General features: G+C 63.9%; 12 protein-coding genes. 8 read left to right on the top strand and 4 right to left on the bottom strand.

Annotation, left to right across the window (positions count from 1 at the left end; all coding sequences use genetic code 11):
• Window positions 1–14: 14 nt before the first annotated feature.
• The 5 genes from ACK56M_RS19095 (at window position 15) to ACK56M_RS19115 (ending at window position 6,160) form a co-directional block, all read left to right on the top strand.
• Window positions 15–263 carry a DUF2934 domain-containing protein gene (locus tag ACK56M_RS19095; RefSeq protein ID WP_085720526.1) on the top strand — a complete coding sequence of 83 codons (249 nt, stop codon included), beginning with the start codon at window positions 15–17 and terminating at the stop codon, window positions 261–263.
• 153 nt (window positions 264–416) lie between these two features.
• Window positions 417–2,570 (top strand): glycogen debranching protein GlgX, encoded by a 2,154-nt coding sequence (gene glgX, locus ACK56M_RS19100; protein WP_015271001.1) that lies wholly within the window; start codon window positions 417–419, stop codon window positions 2,568–2,570.
• A 376-nt stretch (window positions 2,571–2,946) separates the two neighbouring features.
• Window positions 2,947–3,918 carry an IS110 family transposase gene (locus ACK56M_RS19105; protein ID WP_411958928.1) on the top strand — a complete coding sequence of 324 codons (972 nt, stop codon included), beginning with the start codon at window positions 2,947–2,949 and terminating at the stop codon, window positions 3,916–3,918.
• Between the two features lie 55 nt (window positions 3,919–3,973).
• Window positions 3,974–4,783: an endonuclease/exonuclease/phosphatase family protein gene (locus ACK56M_RS19110; protein WP_015271002.1), complete on the top strand. Its 810-nt coding sequence runs from the start codon at window positions 3,974–3,976 to the stop codon at window positions 4,781–4,783.
• A 300-nt stretch (window positions 4,784–5,083) separates the two neighbouring features.
• Window positions 5,084–6,160 (top strand): autotransporter outer membrane beta-barrel domain-containing protein, encoded by a 1,077-nt coding sequence (locus ACK56M_RS19115; RefSeq protein WP_100412900.1) that lies wholly within the window; start codon window positions 5,084–5,086, stop codon window positions 6,158–6,160.
• 117 nt (window positions 6,161–6,277) lie between these two features.
• Here ACK56M_RS19115 and glgB read toward each other — a convergent pair whose 3' ends face one another.
• Genes glgB through ACK56M_RS19130 form a run of 3 tightly spaced genes read right to left on the bottom strand, consistent with a single transcriptional unit; the run spans window position 6,278 to window position 13,881 of the window.
• Window positions 6,278–8,488 (bottom strand): 1,4-alpha-glucan branching protein GlgB, encoded by a 2,211-nt coding sequence (gene glgB / locus ACK56M_RS19120; protein WP_411958929.1) that lies wholly within the window; start codon window positions 8,486–8,488, stop codon window positions 6,278–6,280.
• Complete coding sequence (treS, locus tag ACK56M_RS19125; protein WP_411958930.1) at window positions 8,489–11,806, bottom strand: maltose alpha-D-glucosyltransferase; 3,318 nt, start codon at window positions 11,804–11,806, stop codon at window positions 8,489–8,491.
• Between the two features lie 56 nt (window positions 11,807–11,862).
• Complete coding sequence (locus ACK56M_RS19130; RefSeq protein WP_015271005.1) at window positions 11,863–13,881, bottom strand: alpha-1,4-glucan--maltose-1-phosphate maltosyltransferase; 2,019 nt, start codon at window positions 13,879–13,881, stop codon at window positions 11,863–11,865.
• A 140-nt stretch (window positions 13,882–14,021) separates the two neighbouring features.
• On the opposite strand from ACK56M_RS19130, the gene ACK56M_RS19135 reads away from it, so the two are divergent.
• A complete protein-coding gene (locus ACK56M_RS19135) occupies window positions 14,022–14,183 on the top strand; it encodes a hypothetical protein (RefSeq protein WP_015271006.1) in 162 nt (53 codons plus the stop codon).
• A gap of 340 nt (window positions 14,184–14,523) precedes the next feature.
• On the opposite strand, the gene ACK56M_RS19140 is transcribed toward ACK56M_RS19135, so the two are convergent.
• A complete protein-coding gene (locus ACK56M_RS19140; RefSeq protein WP_191472310.1) occupies window positions 14,524–16,206 on the bottom strand; it encodes an AMP-binding protein in 1,683 nt (560 codons plus the stop codon).
• 323 nt (window positions 16,207–16,529) lie between these two features.
• Here ACK56M_RS19140 and ACK56M_RS19145 point away from each other — a divergent pair, with 323 nt between their 5' ends.
• Both ACK56M_RS19145 and ACK56M_RS19150 read left to right on the top strand, forming a co-directional pair.
• A complete protein-coding gene (locus ACK56M_RS19145) occupies window positions 16,530–17,693 on the top strand; it encodes an isovaleryl-CoA dehydrogenase (RefSeq protein ID WP_013973339.1) in 1,164 nt (387 codons plus the stop codon).
• A 19-nt stretch (window positions 17,694–17,712) separates the two neighbouring features.
• On the top strand, window positions 17,713–19,320 hold the full coding sequence (locus tag ACK56M_RS19150; RefSeq protein WP_411958931.1) for a carboxyl transferase domain-containing protein: 1,608 nt from the start codon (window positions 17,713–17,715) through the stop codon (window positions 19,318–19,320).
• Window positions 19,321–19,322 lie beyond the last annotated feature (2 nt).

Genomic DNA, 19,322 nt, shown 5'->3' on the forward strand with positions numbered 1-19,322 from the left:
ACATCAGGAGCGTCATGATGAGTGTTGATGAAAAACGTATCCGCGAATTTGCCTACCAGATCTGGGAGTCCGAGGGTAAGCCCGTCGGCCAGGAAGACCGCCATTGGGACATGGCTCGCAAGCTGGCCGAAGCCGAGGCACTGGCACCCAAGGTGGCGCCGCGCAAACGGGCCCCGGCCAAGCCCAAGGTAGCGGCTGAACCGGTCGAGAAGGCCGTGGCAGTGAAGAAAACCCGGGCGGTAAAAAAGCCGGCTGCCGGTTGAGCCTGTACTGGCCTCTTAGCGGGTGACCCCGCTCCTACAGGGATAGCGCCAGGCCTGAGGATGACGGTGTACCTGTGGGAGCGGGTTCACCCGCGAAGAGGCCGGTACAGGCCTACGCAGCTCCCTCCCCCACCACGGCCACAGAGGACCGCCATGAGCCCCCGCACCCCGAAGAAAACCCGCTCGGTAGCCCCGTCGCGTATCCGCGAAGGCCTGCCCTTCCCCCTCGGCGCCACCTGGGATGGCCTTGGGGTCAACTTTGCCCTGTTCTCGGCCAATGCCACCAAGGTCGAGCTGTGCCTGTTCGACTCCACCGGCGAGCACGAAATCGAACGCATCGAGCTCCCCGAATACACCGACGAGATCTACCACGGCTACCTGCCTGACGCTCACCCAGGGCTGGTCTACGGCTACCGCGTGCACGGCCCCTACGAGCCGGAGAACGGCCACCGCTTCAACCCCAATAAACTGCTGATCGACCCGTATGCCAAGCAACTGGTCGGCAGCCTGCAATGGTCCGAAGCACTGTTCGGCTACACCATCGGCCACCCCGACGGTGACCTGTCGTTCGACGAGCGCGACAGCGCGCCCTTCGTGCCCAAGTGCAAGGTGATCGACCCTGCATTCACCTGGGGCCGCGACCAGCGCGTGCAGATCCCCTGGGAGCGCACGATCATTTATGAGGCCCACACCCGGGGCATCAGCATGCGCCACCCGGCAGTGCCGGAAAAACTGCGCGGCACCTTCGCCGGCCTGGCCAATGACGAGTTGCTCAAGCACATCAAGGAGCTGGGCGTTTCCAGCATCGAGTTGCTGCCGATTCACGCTTTCGTCAACGACCAACACCTGCTGGACAAGGGCCTGAACAACTACTGGGGCTACAACAGCATCGCCTTCTTCGCGCCCCACCCGCGTTACCTGGCCAGCGGCAAGATCGCCGAGTTCAAGGAAATGGTCGCACACCTGCACGACGCCGGGCTGGAGGTGATCCTGGATGTGGTCTACAACCACACCGCCGAAGGCAACGAGCGCGGCCCCACGCTGTCGATGCGCGGTATCGACAACGCCTCCTACTACCGCCTGATGCCGGACGACAAGCGCTATTACATCAACGATTCCGGCACCGGCAACACCCTGGACCTGAGCCACCCCTGCGTGCTGCAGCTGGTCACCGACTCGCTGCGCTACTGGGCCGGCGAAATGCACGTGGACGGCTTCCGCTTCGACCTGGCGACCATCCTTGGCCGCTACCACGACGGCTACAGCGAACGCCACGGCTTCCTCGTCGCCTGCCGCCAGGACCCGATGCTGAGCCAGGTGAAGCTGATTGCCGAGCCCTGGGACTGCGGCCCGGGCGGCTACCAGGTGGGCAACTTTGCCCCGGGCTGGGCAGAGTGGAACGACCGCTTCCGCGACACCGTGCGCGCCTTCTGGAAAGGCGACGAAGGCCAACTGGCCGACTTTGCCTCGCGCATGACAGCCTCGGGGGACATGTTCAACAACCGTGGCCGGCGTCCCTATGCCTCGGTCAACTTCGTCACCGCCCACGATGGTTTCACCTTGCGCGACCTGGTGTCGTACAACCACAAGCACAACGAGGACAACGACGAGAACAACCAGGACGGCACCGATAACAACCTGTCATGGAACTGCGGTGTCGAGGGGCCAACCGACGACCCGGCCGTGAATGCCCTGCGCATGCGCCAGATGCGCAACTACTTCGCTACCCTGCTGCTGGCCCAGGGCACGCCGATGATCGTCGCCGGCGATGAGTTCAGCCGTACCCAGCACGGCAACAACAATGCCTATTGCCAGGACAGCGAAATCGGCTGGGTGAACTGGGACCTGGACCAGGAGGGCGAAGAGCTGCTGGCCTTCGTCAAGCGCCTGACCCGCCTGCGCCTGGCCTACCCGGTACTGCGCCGCTCGCGCTTCCTGGTGGGCGACTACAATGAAGCGATCGGCGTCAAGGATGTGACTTGGCTGGCACCGGATGGCAACGAGATGAGCGTGGAGCAATGGGAAGACCCGCACGGGCGTTGCCTGGGCATGCTGATCGATGGCCGTGCCCAGGTCAGCGGCATTGCCAGGCCAGGCGCCGAGGCCACCGTGCTGCTGATCGTCAATGCCCACCATGACATCGTGCCGTTCAAGCTGCCGACCGTGCCCGAGGGGGATTACTGGAGCTGCCTGGTCGACACCGACCGGCCAGAGCTGCGCAAGGGGCAGCATCTGCACTTCGACAGCACCTTCGAGGTGAAGGGGCGGTCGTTGCTGCTGATGGTGTTGCAGCGTGATGAGGAGTGAACCTGAAACGCTGGTATGTGTCCCTTGTGTAGGAGCGGCCTTGTGTCGCGATCGGGCCGCACAGCGGCCCCAGCTATTCTTGCCTTGGTGCTGACAAACGGGGCCGCAGCGCGGCCCGATCGCGACACAAGGCCGCTCCTTGTATCTCGACTTTCGCCTCCCAAGAGGCGAAAGTTCTCGACTGATCATCGAGGGAAGGTCTTGAAGCGGAGCCGCTCCAAGGGCATCGAGCCCGCACTGTAGATAACGCTCTGGCCTTTCAACCCCACTCGACGAGTTCGAACGGTATCTAGTGCCCGCCCCCGGCGTGAGCACGCATTAACAAGGTTGAACTGAGTGTAGGGTGATCGACTTTCGTAGTTTGAAGGAGAAGATCATGTCCGCCTTTGTTGGCGTTGATGTCGCCAAAAAATCTTTCGACATTGCCACCCCACTTCCCAACGGCAAGACGCGCACCAAAGCCAAGCTGTCCAATGATCCTGGAGGGTTCAAGCAGTTCAGCGATTGGCTTGAGCGCCATGCCGAACCAAGCGCCTGGATCGTTATGGAGGCCACAGGCACCTATCACGAAGCGTTAGCCGAGCACTGTCACAACCAAGGTTATCGGGTGTGTATTCTGAACCCGGCGGTGATCGCGAAATTCGCTGACGTGGAGCTTCGGCGCGTCAAAACCGATAAAGCTGACGCCAAAGTCATTGCTGCTTATGGCCAGCAGAAGGCGGCCTCGCTTCGCCAGTGGGAGCCGGAGCCACCTGCACAGCGCCGTTTGCGTGCTCTGGTGCGGCGACTGGACGACCTCAAGGAAATGCGCCAGATGGAGCAGAATCGTTTGGATGTCGCACAAGATGCGGTGCAGCAGTCGATTCAAGACGTCATCGGGCACATCACCGAAGAACTGGAAAAGACCAGGAAGGCCATCGAACAGACGATCGATGATGATCCAGACCTGCGCAAGCGACGTGATCTGATTACTTCGATAGATGGTTTGGGTGACACCACTGCTACGTTGCTGCTCGCCGAACTGGGCGATCCACTGAAATACCAAAGCTCTTCTGCGATCGTCGCGTTCTCAGGCCTGAACCCGGTAGTGCAGCAATCGGGAGAGTTCATAGGTCAGAGCACTATCTCGCGTACAGGCGCCTCAAGGCTGCGGGCGGGCTTGTGGATGTCAGGCACTGTCTCGATCAGGTACAACCCTGTCGTGAAGGCACTGGCAGAGCGGTTGAACAGCCGACACAAAGCCTATAAACAGATCGTTTGCGCGGCGATGCGCAAGCTGCTGCACCTGGTTTATGGGGTGGTGAAGTCGGGGATACCGTTTGACCCCAAAATCCCTCTTGCAGGGTGAGGGTCAAGACGGTATCTACAAGGATCCGCGCAAACCCGTTGACCGAGGAGTAACCGTGAACCCCGAAGCCGGCAGTAAAGGTTTCGCCAGTGTCAACCAGGCCCCAGCCGTGAAGCGGTTGCGGGTGCTGACGGTGAATACCCACAAGGGCTTCACCGCCTTCAACCGGCGCTTCATCCTGCCGGAACTGCGCGAGGCGGTGCGCAGCACCCAGGCCGACATCGTCTTTCTCCAGGAGGTGCTCGGCAGCCACGACCGCCACGCCGCGCGCTACCCCGGCTGGCCGCAGACCTCGCAGTACGAGTTCCTCGCCGACAGCATGTGGAGCGACTTCGCCTACGGGCGCAACGCGGTCTATCCTGACGGCCACCACGGCAACGCGCTGCTGTCCAAATACCCGATCATCGAACATCGCAACCTCGACGTGTCGATCACCGGCCCCGAACGACGTGGCCTGCTGCACTGCGTCCTCGACGTGCCTGGCCAGCATCAGGTGCATGCCATCTGCGTGCATCTGTCGTTACTGGAAAGCCACCGCCAGAAGCAGCTGCAACTGCTGCGCAAGCTGCTCGAATCCTTGCCCGCCGACGCCCCGGTGATCATCGCTGGCGACTTCAACGACTGGAAATCCCACGGCAACCGCACCTTGGGCCTGCAGCGTGACCTGCACGAGGCCTTCGAACGCCACCATGGCCACCTGGCCCGCACCTATCCTGCGCGGCTGCCGCTGTTGCGCCTGGACCGTGTCTACCTGCGCAACGCCGAAAGCCATGGGCCGCGAATTCTGGGGCACAAACCTTGGTCGCACCTGTCGGACCACCTGCCGTTGTCGGTCGAAGTCAGGCTTAGCAATCATTCTTCATAGCCGCAGCACGGCAAATAGCGAACCTGGCTATACCTAGCCGAATTATCTTGTGATTCAACAAGTTGAACAAAGCCACGGAACCTGAACACTTCCTTCACGCTTTCTTGACGCAAGCGGCGCCTTCTCCTTAGCTGAACATATCAAGCAGTAATGATCTCGCGCAGGGCCTCTAGCTCGCGCCTTCGTGCGCGCTGCAGAAAGCCAGGCGTGCTGGTTTGGGTCGCCCACTGTTTTTGCCGTACAGCTCGTGACAACAGGCCAGGTCCTAGGGCTGTAACACAAAAACAGAGGAGATCCGCCATGAAAAGCACCTCGAGCCCCTTGCGCTTCGAAAGCATTTTCTACGCGGTTTCCACGTCGCTGCTTCTGGCAACCCCGGTGGAAACTATCGCGTATGAACTGCAGGACGACCCGACCTCGCCCGGCTTCCTGCAACAACCGGCAGTACCACAGCTTACGCTCGACCCGGTCAGCGCCAGTGGCTTGAGTATCGGTACCTTGAACGCGTTCTCGCAAAAGATGAGCGAACGCCATGGGCAGCCTGCACCAGACCTGGTCGCCAGCCAGTGGGCGCAGTTCTTCCCCACCACCGCGCGCAGTGGCGTGCAGCCTCCGGACCAGCTGGAGGCCCCCAGCCAGCAACTGATGATCGGCCCGGACCTGTTCGTGCGTGAAACTGCAGCGGGCAATGTGCACCGCGCGGGGATCTTCGTGGGGCAAAACAACCTGCAGACCAACTTCAACGGCATGCGTCAGCTGTTGGGCGACAAGCAACGCAACGCCGTGAACCTCAGCGGTGAAAGCCTGGGGGTGTACTGGAGCATGACCCATGAACAGGGCTGGCACCTGGATGCCGTGGCCATGGGTTCGCGCATCGACGTCAATGGCCGTGGCGAGAACGGCCAGCGACTGGACGACAGCGGCCACGCGATGACCTTCTCGCTGGAAGGCGGCATCCCCATCGGCCTGGGTGGCGGCTGGGTGATCGAGCCGCAGGCGCAGTTGATCAACCAGCAGTTCTTCCCCGGCAGCCGGGCGCAGGAAGAGACCTTGCAGGCCTTCGACAGCCAGCCGAGCTGGAGCGGTCGGGTCGGTGCCAGGCTGTCCGGGCGTTATGAAGTACGCGGCATGCCGATCGAACCCTATGTGCGGACCAACGTGTGGTATGACTTCAGCAATGCCGATGAGGTGAAGCTGGACCAGGTCGACAAGATCTCCAGCTCGCGCTACTCGACCACGGTGGAACTGGGGTTGGGGCTGGTGGCGCGGGTGACACCCACGGTGGCGCTGTTTGTCAGTGCCGATTACAGCAGTGACGTCGACGACAATGATCTGAACGGGTTGATTGGCAGCCTTGGGGTGCGGATGCGGTGGTAGGCAGGGTCGGCCCTTTCGCGGGCACGCCCGCTCCCACAGGGATAGCACAGGGCCAGAGGCGGGCGCCGTACCTGTGGGAGCGGGCATGCCCGCGAAGAGGCCAGTACAGGCAGAAGATCAGACCGGCTTCATCACCAGCACACCCAGCGGCGGCAGGTTCAGGACCAGCGACTGCGGCTGCCCATGGCTGGCAATCTCGTCACTTTGCACGCCCCCCAGGTTACCGACATTGGACCCGGCATACAGTTCTGCATCACTGTTCAACAGCTCCTGCCAGCGTTCGCCGAACGGCACGCCAATGCGATACCCCTCGCGCGGCACCGGCGTGAAGTTGGCCACCACCAGCACTGGCTCGCCACTGCTGCTCCAGCGCAGCCAGGCATACACGCTGTTCTGCGCATCGTCACCAATCAGCCACTGGAACCCCTGCGGCTGGCAATCCTGCTCGTGCAACGCCGGCACCTCGCGGTACAGGCGGTTGAGGTCACCTACCAGGCGCTGTACACCCTGGTGCTCAGGGTACTGCAGCAGGTACCAGTCCAGCTCGCCATCGTGGTCCCACTCACGCCACTGGCCGAACTCGCAGCCCATGAACAGCAGCTTCTTGCCCGGATGCGCCCACATGAAGGTGAGGTAGGCACGCAGGTTGGCGAACTTCTGCCAGCGGTCGCCGGGCATCTTGTCGATCAGCGAATGCTTGCCGTGCACCACTTCGTCGTGGGAGATGGGCAGGATGAAGTGCTCGGAATAGGCATAGATCAGCCCGAAGCTCATCTCGTTGTGATGATAAGTGCGGTGCACCGGGTCGTTCTGAATGTAATGCAAGGTGTCGTGCATCCAGCCCATGTTCCACTTGTAGGCAAAGCCCAGGCCGCCCTGCTGGGTCGGCTGGCTGACGCCGGGCCAGGCGGTGGACTCCTCGGCGATGATCAGCGCGCCCGGGGCCTCATGGGCCGCCACGCCATTGAGGTGGCGGATGAAGTCGATGGCTTCCAGGTTCTCGCGCCCGCCGTGGCGGTTGGGCACCCATTCGCCGGCCTTGCGCGAATAGTCGCGGTACAGCATCGAGGCCACTGCATCGACACGCAGGCCATCGATGTGGAAGTGCTTCAGCCAGTGCAGCGCCGAAGCCATCATGAAGCCGCGCACTTCGTTGCGGCCAAGGTTGTAGATCAGCGTGTTCCAGTCCTGGTGGTAGCCCTCCAGGGGGTTGTCGTATTCGTACAGGGCGGTGCCGTCGAAACGCGCCAGGCCGTGTTCGTCGGTGGGGAAATGCGCCGGTACCCAGTCCAGCAGTACACCAATGCCCCCTTGATGGCAGGCGTCGATGAAGGCGGCGAAGTCCTCGGCGCTGCCGTAGCGCGATGTGGGCGCGAACAGCGACAACGGCTGGTAACCCCAGGAGCCGCCGAACGGGTGCTCCATGATCGGCAGCAGTTCGATGTGGGTGAAGCCCAGCTCCTGAACGTACGGCACCAGGCGCTCGGCCAGCTCGCGCCAGTTGTAATAGCGCCCGACCTCACCCGCCTCATCCAGCTCGCAGCGCCACGACCCCGGGTGCAGTTCGTAGATCGACAGCGGCGCGCTGTAGGCATGGCGTTGCGCGCGTTGCGCCATCCAGTCGTGGTCTTGCCAGTCGTGGCTGAGCGCCCCTGCCACCTTGGATGCGGTGCTCGGCGGCAGTTCGGTGGCGCGCGCCAGCGGGTCGGCCTTCAGGGGCAGTATGCCGTCCTTGCCAAGCACCTCGAACTTGTAGGTTTCGCCCACGCCCAGGCGCGGCACGAACAGCTCCCACACCCCGGCGCTGTGGCGCAGGCGCATGGGGTGGCGGCGGCCATCCCAGTTGTTGAAGTCACCCACCACCGACACCCGCCGGGCGTTCGGTGCCCACACCGAGAAACACACGCCATCGACGCCATCGACCTGGATGGGTTGGGCGCCGAAGCGCCCGGACAGGTCGCGATGGTTGCCTTCGGCGAACAGGTACAGGTCCATGTCGCCCAGTTGCGGGCCGAAGCTGTAGGGGTCTTCGGTAATCTGCTCGCCACCGGCCCAGCCGATCTGCAGCAGGTACGGGTGTGCCTCATCGAGGTGCGCGATGAACAGCCCCGGCAGGCTGCCCTGCTCCATTTCGGCGAGGATGCGCCCGTCATGCCGGGCCAGGATGCGCACATTCAGGGCGTTGGGCAGGAAGGCGCGGACTACCTGCCCGCCGGCGCCGTCGCCATGGGGGCCGAGTACCGCAAATGGATCGGCGTGCTCGGCGCGGGCCAGGGCGTCGAGGTCCCGTTGCCGAAGGCCGCCGTTTTCACGCGTGGTTGCATTCATCTATGACTCTCCCCAGGTACTGATCAGTCCATGCAGGCCATGCAAAGGCACGGCCAGCCAGCTCGGACGGTTCTCGGCTTCGTATGTAATTTCGTAGGCGGCTTTTTCCAGGCAGAACAGCTCCAGTGCAGCACGCTCGCCCTCGGCCTGTTGCCAGGCGTGAGGCATGGCCGCGGTGGCCAGGCCATAGGCTTCGACAAAGGCATGCCGCGACTGGTGCAGGTACTGCCTGGCAACCCGTTGCCGGGCTTGGCGCGCCGGGTCGGAAAGGTCGACCGCAGACGCGCTGCGCAAGATCATGGCAGCAGCATAGTCGAAGGATCGCAGCACGCCGCTGACATCCTTGTACGGGCTGTGTCTTGCCCGACGCTCTTGCAGCGGCCGGGCCGGTTCACCTTCGAAATCGATGAGGTAGGCGTCGCCCTGGACCACCAGCACCTGGCCCAGGTGCAGGTCGCCGTGCACGCGCATCAACAGGCCGCCCTGGGCCTGGCGGGTCAGGTTGGCGATGTGCTGGGCCAGGCCGTCGCGCTGTTGCTGCAAGTCGTCGACCAGCGCCTGGCTTTCGCTGTCGAGGCTGTCGCGGTACTGGGCCAGCAGGTCGAGGGCATGGGTGAGTTCGGCGCTGATCTGCGCACTCCAGCGTTCGCTGTCGTCGGCATCGCTCGGGCGCGGCTGGAAGGCCTCGTCGTTGGTCGGTGCGGCCAGCAGCAGGTGCATCTCGCCCAGGCGCTGGCCGAGCAAGGCGGCAAAGCCGGTGAGTTCGGCCAGTGCATCGGTGTGCGCATCGGCGTCGAGGCTGGAAGGCTCCATCTGGTCGCGGATGGCCCGTTCCAGGGTGTTCTGGGTCCAGGCCCAGGCGTCACCCTGGTTGCTCAGGTAGCCCTGGGCGATCATCAGCAGGTGTGGCGCGCCCTGCTCGTCCACCCGGCTGACCCAGGCCAGCAGCGGCGAAATGTTGGCAAAGCCTGCGGCGGTCAGGTAGGCACTCATTTCCAGCTCGGGGTGCACACCCGGGTTGACCCGGCGAATCAGCTTGAGCACCACCTGGTCGCCAATCACCACCGAGCTGTTGGACTGCTCGGCGCTGAGGTAGCGCACGCTGCTTTCGTCGTTCAACGCCAGGCTCGCCAACTGCTGCGTGCTTTCGAAGCGCAGCTCGCCCTCGCCGTTGCCACAAGGCAGATGCATGCCGCCCTCACAGGCACGCAGCACCGCGCGGATGAATGGCTCGAGGACGAAGGCATCGGTGATCAGGCCAACCTGATGGGCACGGCGCACCCGCGCCAGGGCCAGCTGCTGCGGCAGTGCGGTACTGATCTGCTCTTCAGGCAGCAGGCCGAACGGCAGCTGGTAGCGGGTAGCCATACCCTCGCTGAGCACTTCGATTTCACCGAGCAGCACCGGCGTGGTGGTAGTGCCGAAACGCACGCCGTAGCACAGGCGCACCTGGTCGATCGGCCCTTCCTTGCCGGCGAACCAGCGCCGCTTGGGCAGGTACTGCGGCAGGATGGCGCTTTGCAGGGTATCGCTGGAGGGGGCCTCCAGCAGTTCTTCCATGCGCTTGCGCAATACCAGTGTGGTCAATTCGGGTAACCCCTCGGTGGCCTGGATGTGCCAGCTGGGCATGCGGTCGTGGCTGGCCAGCAGGAACCAGTAGAAGGCGTAGGGTGGCAATGTCAGCAGGAACGGCAGTTGCCCGATTGGCGGGAAGGCGCTGCCGCCGAGCATCTCCACCGGTACTTTGTCGGCGTATTGTGACAATTCCAGTTCAGCTGCCTGGGCGGCGCGGGAAACGTTGGCCACGCACAGGATGACTTCAGTGTTGCCATCGGCGTCGGTGTACTCGCGCAAGTAGGCGAGGATGCGCCGGTTGTTCGGCGTGAGGGTGCGCAGGCTGCCGCGGCCGAAGGCCTTCTGCTGCTTGCGCACCGCCAGCATGCGCCGGGTCCAGTTCAGCAGCGAATGCGGGTCGTTGGCCTGGGCTTCGACGTTGACGGTCTGGTAACCATACAGCGGGTCCATGATCGGCGGCAGTACCAGGCGCTGCGGGTCTGCACGGGAGAAACCGCCGTTGCGGTCCGGCGACCATTGCATGGGCGTGCGCACGCCGTCGCGGTCGCCCAGGTAGATGTTGTCGCCCATGCCCAGTTCGTCGCCGTAATACAGGGTGGGCGTGCCGGGCATCGACAGCAGCAGGCTGGTGAGCAGTTCGATGCGCCGGCGGTCGCGCTGCAGCAGCGGCGCGAGGCGGCGGCGGATGCCCAGGTTGATGCGGGCGCGGCGGTCTTCGGCGTAGTAGTTCCACAAGTAGTCGCGCTCGCGGTCGGTAACCATTTCCAGGGTCAGCTCATCGTGGTTGCGCAGGAAGATCGCCCATTGGCAGTTGGCGGGGATTTCCGGAGTCTGGCGCAGGATGTCGGTGATCGGGAAACGGTCTTCCATGGCCAGGGCCATGTACATGCGCGGCATCAACGGGAAGTGGAAGGCCATGTGGCATTCGTCGCCCTCGCCTTCGCCGAAGTACGGGCGGGTGTCCTCGGGCCATTGGTTGGCCTCGGCAAGCAACATGCGGTCGGGGTAGTTGGCGTCGATTTCGGCGCGGATCGCCTTGAGCACGTCGTGGGTTTCGGCAAGGTTCTCGTTGTTGGTGCCGTCGCGCTCGATCAGGTAGGGGATGGCGTCCAGGCGCAGGCCATCCACACCCAGGTCGAGCCAGAAGCGCATCACCTTGATCACAGCCTTGAGCACTTGCGGGTTGTCGAAGTTGAGGTCGGGCTGGTGCGAGTAGAAGCGGTGCCAGAAGTACTGGCCGGCGACCGGGTCCCAGGTCCAGTTGGACTTCTCGGTGTCGAGGAAGATGATGCGCGTGCCGTCGTACTTCTGGTCATCATCCGACCACACGTAGAAGTCCCGTGCCTTGCTGCCGCGCTTGGCATGGCGGGCGCGCTGGAACCAGGGGTGCTGGTCGCTGGTGTGGTTGATGACCAACTCGGTGATTACCCGCAGGCCGCGTTTGTGCGCCTCGGCGATGAAGCGGCGGGCATCGGCCAGGTTGCCGTAGTCGGGGTGCACGGCCTTGTATTCGGCGATGTCGTAGCCGTCGTCGCGGCGTGGCGAGGGATAGAAAGGCAGCAGCCACAGGGTATTGACGCCCAGCTCGGCAATGTAGTCGAGCTTGCTGATCAGGCCGGCGAAGTCGCCGATGCCGTCGTTGTTCGAATCGAAAAACGACTTGATGTGCAGCTGGTAGATGACGGCGTCCTTGTACCACAGCGGGTCGTCAATGAAGGCTGCCGGGCGGGAACGCTTGGCCATGTGCGACTCCTTTCAATTTCTGGTTGCTCTGGCCCCTGTAGGAGCGCGAACCACCGTTAGCGGGCCTTTTCGATGCGCCAGATACCGAAAGGCAGATGCCAGGGTTCGATGCGCATCCATTGGGTCTTGCCGTACCACGACCAGCGATGTCCGGTCATCAAGTCCTCACCATGGGTTTCGGCGTTGTCATCCAGCCCCAGCTCCCACAGCGGCAGCTCGAAATGCGCCTCCTGGGCGTTGTGCGGGTCGAGGCTGATTGCCACCAGAATGTAGTTGTCGCGCTCGGGCGTGCGCTTGGCGAAGTACAGGATGTTGTCGTTCCAGCAGTTGAAGAACGCCACGCCCAGGTGGGTCTGCAAGGCGCGGTTCTGCCGGCGGATGCGGTTGAGCTGGGCGATCTCGGCAATGATGTTGCCGGGTTGGCTGAAATCGCGTGGGCGGATTTCGTACTTCTCCGAATCCAGATACTCCTCCTTGCCCGGCAGCGGTGTGCCTTCGCACAGTTCGAAGCCCGAATACATGCCCCACAGCCCCGACCCCATGGTGGCCAGTGCAGCGCGTATGAGGAAGCCGGCACGGCCGGAGGTATGCAGGAAGTACGGGTTGATGTCGGGCGTGTTGACGAAGAAGTTGGGCCGGTAGCACTGGCTCCATGGCGGCTGGTTGAGCTGCTCGAAGTACTCGCGCAGTTCCTGTTTGTGATTGCGCCAGGTGAAGTAGGTATAGCTCTGCGCGTACCCGACCTTGCCCAGGCGGGCCATCATCGCCGGTTTGGTGAAGGCTTCGGCGAGGAAGATGACCTCCGGGTGCCGGCTGCGCACATTGGCGATCAGCCATTGCCAGAATGGCAGTGGTTTGGTGTGCGGGTTGTCGACGCGGAAGGTCTTGACACCCTCCTCGACCCAGCCGACCACTACGTCACGCAAAGCCAGCCACAGCGAGGGTACGGCCTCGGGCGCGTAAAAATCGACGTTGACGATGTCCTGGTATTTCTTCGGCGGGTTCTCGGCATAGCGGATGGTGCCATCCGGTCGCCAGCTGAACCAGCCGGGGTGCTCCTTGAGCCAGGGGTGGTCCTGGGAGCACTGGATCGCGAAGTCGAGGGCGATTTCCAGGCCATGCTCGGCCGCCGCGGCCACCAGGCGGCGGAAGTCGTCGCGGCTGCCCAGTTGTGGGTGAATCGCCTCGTGACCACCTTCCGCGCTGCCGATGGCATACGGGCTGCCCGGGTCGCCGGGCTCAGCGGTGAGGGCGTTGTTGCGGCCCTTGCGGTGCTGCATGCCGATGGGATGGATCGGCGGAAAATACAGTACGTCGAAGCCCATGTCGCGGATCATCGGCAGGCGCTCGTGCACATCGTTGAACGTGCCGTGGCGTTCGGGGCTGTCGGTGACCGAACGCGGGAACAGCTCGTACCAGCTGGCGAACTGCGCGGCCGGGCGGTCGACATCAACGGGGAATTCGCGGCTGCGGGCCAGGTAGCTGCGGTGCTCGGCGTCGCTCATCAGGCGGGCGGTAGCGGGGTCGAGAAACAGTGCCACCTGATCGTCGGCATTCAGCGTGGGCAGGCGCTGCTGCAACGCCTGGAGCTCCTCGCGCAGGGCGCCGTTGCACAGCTCGACGCCCTTGCCCAGCATCAATCGGCCTTCCTCCAGCTCCAACCTGACCTCGACACCGGCGTGGTACTTCTTCTCCAGGTCGTGGCAGTAGGTAGCGAACGGGTCGATCCAGGCCTCGATGCTGAACAGGTGCGGGCCCAGTTCAGTGGGGGTGAATTCAGCCAGCCACAGGTCGTTGCCCGGCGAGTGCATGGGCACGCAATGCCAGCGCCGGCTGTGGGCCTGGCGCCAGTTGAGCATCACGGCCAGGCGGTCGTGGCCGTCGCTGTAGACCTTGCTGCTGACCGCCACCGGCTGGCCACTGATGGCCTTGGCGGCGAAAGTGCCGGCCTCGAGCACGGGTTGGGTGTCTTCGATCACGATGCGCGGCGCCAGCAGCGCCTGGGACAGGCTGATGGCCTGGTCCGGGTGATCGTTGGCCATGGGCACGCTTTCGAAGGGCTCGTTTCGTGACATCGGACCTTGCTCCCTCAGGCTGGTGGCGATAAGGGTTCAGAGCCGGGCACAGGCGTGGGGTTCAAAAAAATTGAGCGAACGGCAGCTGCGAGGGGTCGAAGTCTGCAGCACCTCTTCAATTACCCAAGCGAGGTCAGGCCATGAACATTCCCATTCCACCGGAGACTCCCGATCCCAACATCGACGACCCGAGCCTGCCGCCGCCCGTGCCGGAGGAAGAGCCGGACGAGCTGCCGATCAAACCGACCGTGCCGCCGACAGTGGGCGACCCGCCGAGCCAGGAACCACCGGTGAAGGCTTAAGGGTAGACCAGGATCTACGCAGGCAGGACCGGCCCTTTCGCGGGTGAACCCGCTCCCATAGAACAACACATGACTCACTGGTTCGGCGAGGTCCTGTAGGAGCAGCCTTGTGCTGCGAAGAGGCCGGGGCTGACAAAGCCTGTCTATTGGCTGTACCGGCCTCTTCGCAGCACAAGGCTGCTCCTACAAAGGACGCGTCAGACGAGCGATATTGGTTCTCTGCGCGAAAGCGCAGCCCAAAGGACTGGGCAATCTCCCACAGGGACCGCGCCGATTTCGAACGCGGCGCTGTACCTGCAGGAGCGGGTTTACCCGCGAAAGGGCCGGCAGCATCAATACATCAACCAGCAGTTAAAGCCGATATCTCCGCCACACTGATCTCCCGCATGCGGAACTTCTGCACCTTGCCCGTCACCGTCATCGGGTATTCGTCAACGAACCGGATATGCCGTGGCACCTTGAAGTGTGCGATGCGCGCCTTGCACCAGCCCTGTAACTCTTCGACCGTGGCACTGTGCCCCGGGTGCAGCTTGATCCAGGCGACGATCTCCTCGCCATACCGGTTGCACGGGATGCCGATCACCTGCGCATCGGCCACCGCCGGGTGGGTGTAGAAGAACTCTTCCAGTTCACGCGGGTAGATGTTCTCGCCGCCGCGAATGATCATGTCCTTGTTGCGCCCGACAATGCGCACGTAGCCGTGCTCGTCCATCACCGCCAGGTCGCCAGAATGCATCCAGCCGGCCGGGTCGATGGCATCTGCCGTGGCCTGGGGGTTGTCCCAGTAGCCGAGCATCACGCTGTAGCCGCGGGTGCACAGCTCGCCGATCTCGCCGCGCGGGACGATGCAGCCGTCGGCGTCCACCAGCTTGTTCTCCAGCTGCGGCTGGGTGCGGCCGACGGTGGTCACGCGTAGCTCCAGGTCGTCGTCCGGGCCGGTCTGCAGTGACACCGGGCTGGTTTCGGTCATGCCGTAGGCGATCTGTACTTCGGCCATGTGCATCTGGTCGATGACCCGGCGCATCACCTCGATCGGGCAGGTAGCGCCGGCCATGATGCCGCTGCGCAAGGTCGACAGGTCCATTTGCCCGCGCGCGGGGTGGTCGAGCATGGCGATGAACATGGTCGGCACGCCATAGAGAATGCTGGCGCGCTCTTCGGCCACGGCGCGCAGGGTGAGCTCGGCGTCGAAGGCGTCGTTGGGGTAGATCATGGTGCTGCCATGGGTGATGCAGCCGAGGTTGGCCATGACCATGCCGAAGCAGTGGTACAGCGGCACCGGGATCACCATGCGGTCGCGTGCGGTCAGGCCCAGGCTTTCGCCGACCATGAAGCCGTTGTTGAGGATGTTGTAGTGGCTGAGCGTGGCACCCTTGGGAGCGCCTGTGGTGCCAGAGGTGTACTGGATGTTCACCGGCTGGTCGAACTGCAGGCCTTGCTGGCGCGCCGCATAGGCCTCGGTCGAGGTATGCCCTGCCCGTTCGGCCAGCGCTTGCCAAGGCAGGAAGCCAGCGGGCGGCTTGGCAGCCAGGCTGACCACACCGCGCAGGTCCGGCAGGCGTTCACTGGCCATTTCACCGGGGACGGCGCTGGCCAGCTCCGGTGCCAGCTCCTGGACCATGGCGTGATAGTCGGACGTCTTGAAGGCATCGGCACACACCAGCCAGCGGCAACCGGACTGGCGCAGCACGTATTCCAGCTCGCCCACGCGGTAGGCCGGGTTGATGTTGACCAGGATGGCACCGACCTTGGCGCTGGCCAGCTGCAGGATGCACCACTGGGCGCAGTTGGGCGACCAGATGCCGACCCGATCGCCGGTGTTCACGCCCAGGGCCATCAGGGCACGAGCATGCACCTCGACCTGCTCGGCCAGTTGCCGCCAGCTGTAGCGCAGGCCCTGATGGCGCGACACCAGGGCCTCGCCGTCGGCACAACGGGCCACGGTGGCGTCGAAGGCCTGGCCGATGGTCTGGGTCAGCAAGGCTTGGTCCTGGCGACCGCGGGTATAGCTTGGTTGACTCATGGGTGTCCCTTCTTGTGGTTGTTCTGGGCACGACTGAAGCAAGCGGGAATACTCTGGCGCAGATTTACGTTTACGTAAAGGTGATGAGTCGATTGACAGTGAGCGCATGCAGGTTTACGTTAACGTAAAGGTGATGAACGACACCGCCCCTCAGGCATGACGCCGAACCCTGTGGGAGCGGGCGTGCCCGCGAATGCGATCACTCAGGCAATGACGGTGGTCCTGCTGACGCATTCGCGGGCAAGCCCGCTCCCACAGGGTCCGGCGCCAGATCCTTGAGCCAGAGTGTTTCCCATATTTCAAGAACAACAAGGTGCCCCAGCATGCATTACCCCACCCTGAACTTCGCCCTGGGCGAAACCATCGACATGCTCCGCGACCAGGTGCGCACCTTCGTCGCCGCCGAACTGGCCCCACGCGCCGCGCAAATCGACCACGACAACCTGTTCCCTGCCGACATGTGGCGCAAGTTCGGCGACATGGGCCTGCTGGGCATCACCGTGCCGGAAGAATACGGCGGTGCCGGCCTGGGCTACCTGGCCCACGTGGTTTCGATGGAAGAAATCAGCCGTGGCTCGGCCTCGGTGGCCCTGTCCTACGGTGCCCACTCCAACCTCTGCGTCAACCAGATCAACCGCAACGGCAGCCACGAGCAGAAGCTCAAGTACCTGCCCAAGCTGATCAGCGGCGAGCACATCGGCGCCCTGGCCATGAGCGAGCCCAACGCCGGTTCCGACGTGGTGTCGATGAAGCTGCGCGCGGAAAAGCGCGGCGACCACTACGTGCTCAACGGCAGCAAGACCTGGATCACCAACGGCCCGGACGCCAACACCTACGTGATCTACGCCAAGACCGACCTGGAAAAGGGCGCGCACGGCATCACCGCGTTCATCGTCGAGCGTGACTGGAAAGGCTTCAGCCGCAGCAACAAGTTCGACAAGCTGGGCATGCGTGGCTCCAACACCTGCGAGCTGTTCTTCGACGGCGTCGAAGTGCCGGAAGAAAACATCCTCGGCCAGCTCAACGGTGGCGTGCGCGTGCTGATGAGCGGCCTGGACTACGAGCGCGTGGTGCTGTCCGGCGGCCCGACCGGCATCATGCAAAGCTGCATGGACCTGGTAGTGCCCTACATTCACGACCGCAAGCAGTTCGGCCAGAGCATCGGCGAGTTCCAGCTGATCCAGGGCAAGATCGCCGACATGTACACCCAGCTCAACGCCAGCCGCGCCTACCTGTATGCCGTGGCCCAAGCCTGCGACCGTGGCGAGACCACCCGCAAGGACGCCGCCGGGGTGATCCTGTACACCGCCGAGCGCGCCACGCAAATGGCCCTGGAGGCGATCCAGATTCTCGGCGGCAACGGCTATATCAACGAATTCCCGGCAGGCCGCCTGCTGCGCGACGCCAAGCTGTACGAGATCGGTGCCGGCACCAGCGAAATCCGCCGGATGCTGATCGGCCGCGAACTGTTCAACGAAACCCGCTGAGCACAAGGGACGGGCGCACATGGCTACCTTGCACACCCAGATCAACCCGCGTTCGGCGGAGTTCGCCGGCAACAGCGCGGCCATGCTCGAACAGGTCCAGGCCCTGCGCGGCCTGCTCGCCCAAGTGGCCCAGGGCGGTGGGCCCAAGGCTCAGGAGCGGCACACTTCACGTGGCAAGCTGCTGCCACGCGAGCGTATCGACCGCCTGCTGGACCCGGGCTCGCCGTTCCTCGAAATCGGCCAACTGGCTGCCCATGAGGTGTATGGCGAAGACGTGCCCGCTGCGGGCGTGATCGCCGGCATCGGCCGCGTCGAAGGCGTGGAATGCATGATCGTGGCCAATGACGCCACGGTCAAAGGCGGTTCCTACTACCCGCTGACGGTGAAGAAGCACCTGCGTGCGCAGACCATCGCCCTGCAGAACCGCCTGCCGTGCATCTACCTGGTGGACTCCGGCGGCGCCAACCTGCCACGCCAGGACGAAGTGTTCCCCGACCGTGAGCACTTTGGGCGGATCTTCTTCAACCAGGCCAACATGAGCGCACTGGGCATTCCGCAGATCGCCGTGGTGATGGGTTCGTGCACCGCCGGCGGTGCCTACGTGCCCGCGATGGCCGACGAAGCGATCATGGTGCGCCAGCAGGCGACCATCTTCCTCGCCGGCCCGCCACTGGTGAAGGCGGCCACCGGTGAAGTGGTGAGCGCCGAAGACCTCGGCGGCGCCGATGTGCACTGCCGCACCAGCGGCGTGGCCGACCACTATGCCGACAACGACGAACACGCCCTGGCCCTGGCCCGACGCAGCGTGGCCAACCTCAACTGGCGCAAGCTGGGCAAGCTGCAGCGCCTGGCCCCGGTGGCACCGCTGTACGCCGCCGATGAGCTGTATGGCGTGGTGCCGGCCGATGCCAAGCAACCGTTCGACGTGCGCGAGGTTATCGCGCGCCTGGTCGATGGCTCGGTGTTCGACGAGTTCAAGGCGCTGTTCGGTACCACCCTGGTGTGCGGCTTCGCCCACCTGCACGGCTACCCGGTGGCGATCCTCGCCAACAACGGCATCCTGTTCGCCGAAGCGGCGCAAAAAGGCGCGCACTTCATCGAACTGGCCTGCCAGCGCGGCATTCCGCTGCTGTTCCTGCAGAACATCACCGGCTTCATGGTCGGCAAGAAGTACGAAGAAGGCGGCATCGCCAAGCACGGCGCCAAGCTGGTCACTGCCGTGGCCTGCGCCCAGGTGCCGAAGTTCACGGTGATCATTGGCGGCAGCTTTGGCGCCGGCAACTACGGCATGTGCGGCCGTGCCTACGACCCGCGCTTCCTGTGGATGTGGCCCAATGCGCGGATCGGCGTGATGGGGGCCGAACAGGCCGCCGGCGTGCTGGCCCAGGTCAAGCGCGAACAGAGCGAGCGCAGTGGCCACCCGTTCAGCGCCGAAGACGAAGCCCGGCTCAAGCAGCCGATCCTTGACCAGTACGAGCACCAGGGCCACCCCTACTACTCCAGCGCCCGCCTGTGGGACGACGGTGTCATCGACCCGGCACAGACCCGCGACGTGCTCGGCCTGGCGTTGTCCGCCGCGCTGAACGCACCGATCGAACAGAGCCGCTTCGGCATTTTCCGGATGTGACC

It is taken from the genome of Pseudomonas sp. s4 (assembly GCF_046764235.1).
GTDB classification, from domain to species: Bacteria; Pseudomonadota; Gammaproteobacteria; order Pseudomonadales; family Pseudomonadaceae; genus Aquipseudomonas; species Aquipseudomonas asiatica.